This window comes from Chamaesiphon sp. OTE_20_metabat_361 (genome assembly GCF_031364565.1).
This window is the reverse complement of record NZ_JANLWO010000478.1, coordinates 1-2157: the sequence shown is the minus strand read 5'-3', so window position 1 is coordinate 2157 and position 2157 is coordinate 1. Positions and strand designations below refer to the sequence as shown.

The following is a 2157-nucleotide window of genomic DNA, read 5'->3' as shown; positions in this document are numbered from 1 at the left end:
CTCAAGCAAACGTCACGGCAGCAGATTGGGTCGATCGTGCTAACATGCTTGTCGTTCTGTTTCTTGGCGATCGTCGGTTGGCACTCGCTTCAGGAATCCAACCCTTACATGACTAGCGTATTGTCAAAAACTGGCGATCCGACTTTGGGACATGCGATCTTTCAGATCAATTGTAGTGGTTGTCATGGACTAGATGCTAGTGGACGCGTCGGCCCTAGCTTGCGCGAAATATCTAAGCGCAAGTCTCCTCATAGTCTGATCGAACAAGTTACTAGCGGTAATACGCCCCCCATGCCCCAATTTCAGCCCAATCCTCAAGAAATGGCGGATTTGCTCAGTTACTTAGAAACACTCTAGTAGGGCAGCTAGTGCAGGATGCGAACATCGCACTCAGGCCATCGTTAGCATCCCCTCTACCGCTGTTAAATCGATTCATGCTAGCGATTGCGCGGTTTCACCATATCTTGTCGCCTGAAGGCGGTAATCGATCGCTGACGACGAAAGCGCGGTCGAGTTGTCGATTCATTAATAATAAAAGGGCGGAGCAATCGATCGATTGCTCTGCCTTTTTATTACTTCATCCGATCGGTTTTAACTGTTGAGTTTTGCGCTTAAGATTTGATTGGCGACTTTCGGCTCGGCACGTCCGCTAGTTTGTTTCATTAGTTGACCGACAAAGAACCCCAAGAGCTTGGTTTTCCCGGCTTTGTACTGTGCTAATTCTTTCGGATTAGCCGCAATAATTTCATCGATAATTTTAGCTAATTCTAGAGGATCGGCGATCGAAGTCAACCCTTTGCTAGCGACTAGATCTTGTACCGAACCACCATGCTCGAATAATTCGGGTAAGATTTCTTTAGCAATTTTGCCGCTAATTGTCCCCTTGTCAATCAGTCCGATTAACTCGGCTAATACCGTCGGCGTCAGGGCAATATCATTAATACTGACTCTTTGATTTTTGAGATAGGCGGTAATGTCACCCATCACCCAGTTAGCGGCTTGCTTGATATCCGCACCAGCCGTAATTGCGGCTTCGAGATATTCGGCGACAGATCGATCGTCCGTCAAGACCCGCGTATCATAAGGTGATAAACCTAGCTCATCTTGATAGCGGTGCCGTTTTTGGACGGGTAACTCGGGTAATTCCGCTTGCCAAGCCGCCTTTTGACTATCTGCCAAAACCATTGGCGTCAGATCCGGCTCGGGGAAATAGCGATAGTCGCTAGCACCTTCCTTGCTCCGCATACTAATCGTGCGTTGGGTGCCTTCTTCCCACAATCTAGTTTCTTGGAAAATTGGCTCCTCATTACCAATCGCCGCAATCTGTCTCTCGATCTCGTAATCGATCGCACGTTGGATCGCACTAAACGAGTTCATGTTCTTGATTTCTACCTTAACCCCAAATTCCTTCCGCCCCACAGGACGCACAGAAATATTCACATCGCAGCGGAGGGAGCCTTCCTGCATATTCCCATCGCCTACGCCCAGATAGCGGATAATCCGGCGAATTTCTTGGGCATACTCAGCCGCTTCGACACCGCTGCGCAGATCGGGTTCGGAAACGATTTCGCATAGGGGGACACCAGTCCGATTGTAATCGACTAGCGAGTGAGTGGAGCCAGATAACCTGTCGCTCCCGCCATGTACGAGCTTCCCGGCATCTTCTTCCATGTGCATCCGCGTGATGCCGATTTTCTTGCGGGTGGGAACGCCAGCGTCATCGAGAATTTCGATCTCTACCCAGCCATGCTCGGCGATGGGGAGATCGTATTGGGTGATTTGGTAATTTTTGGGTAAGTCGGGATAGAAATATTGCTTGCGATCGAATTTACTATAAGCCGCAATCTGACAATTGAGAGCCAAACCCGCTTTGACAGCGTACTCATACACTTTCTCATTGAGTACTGGCAAAACTCCCGGCATCGCCGTACAGACGGGACAAATATTATGATTGGGGACGGAACCAAACTCAGTCGAACAGTTACAAAAAATTTTGGTATCAGTACTGAGTTGACAGTGAGTTTCTAACCCAATTACGGCTTCATACTGGATTTTGGTCGGGGTAGCTACGGTCATGCGGCTATAAAAAGTTGGTGTAGAGCGATAGATCCTTATATTGTATCGCGTTGGCGTTGGCGAAAGCCTGCTTAGGCAGAG

2 protein-coding genes are annotated in these 2157 nt (G+C 48.7%); one reads left to right on the top strand and one right to left on the bottom strand.

Translation table 11 applies throughout. The features are described from left to right. Window positions 1-36: 36 nt before the first annotated feature. Entirely contained in the window at window positions 37-357 is a 321-nt protein-coding gene (locus RMO35_RS13950) for a cytochrome c (protein WP_309741908.1), read from the top strand. Between the two features lie 234 nt (window positions 358-591). On the opposite strand, the gene gatB is transcribed toward RMO35_RS13950, so the two are convergent. After that, the gene (gene gatB / locus RMO35_RS13945; protein ID WP_309741906.1) at window positions 592-2076 is read right to left on the bottom strand and encodes an Asp-tRNA(Asn)/Glu-tRNA(Gln) amidotransferase subunit GatB; all 1485 of its coding nucleotides are present in this window, start codon (window positions 2074-2076) and stop codon (window positions 592-594) included. Window positions 2077-2157 lie beyond the last annotated feature (81 nt).

Excerpts from the sequence above, each read along its gene's own strand:
- gatB (WP_309741906.1), bottom strand. The coding sequence starts at position 2,076 with ATGACCGTAGCTACCCCGACCAAAATCCAGTATGAAGCCGTAATTGGG.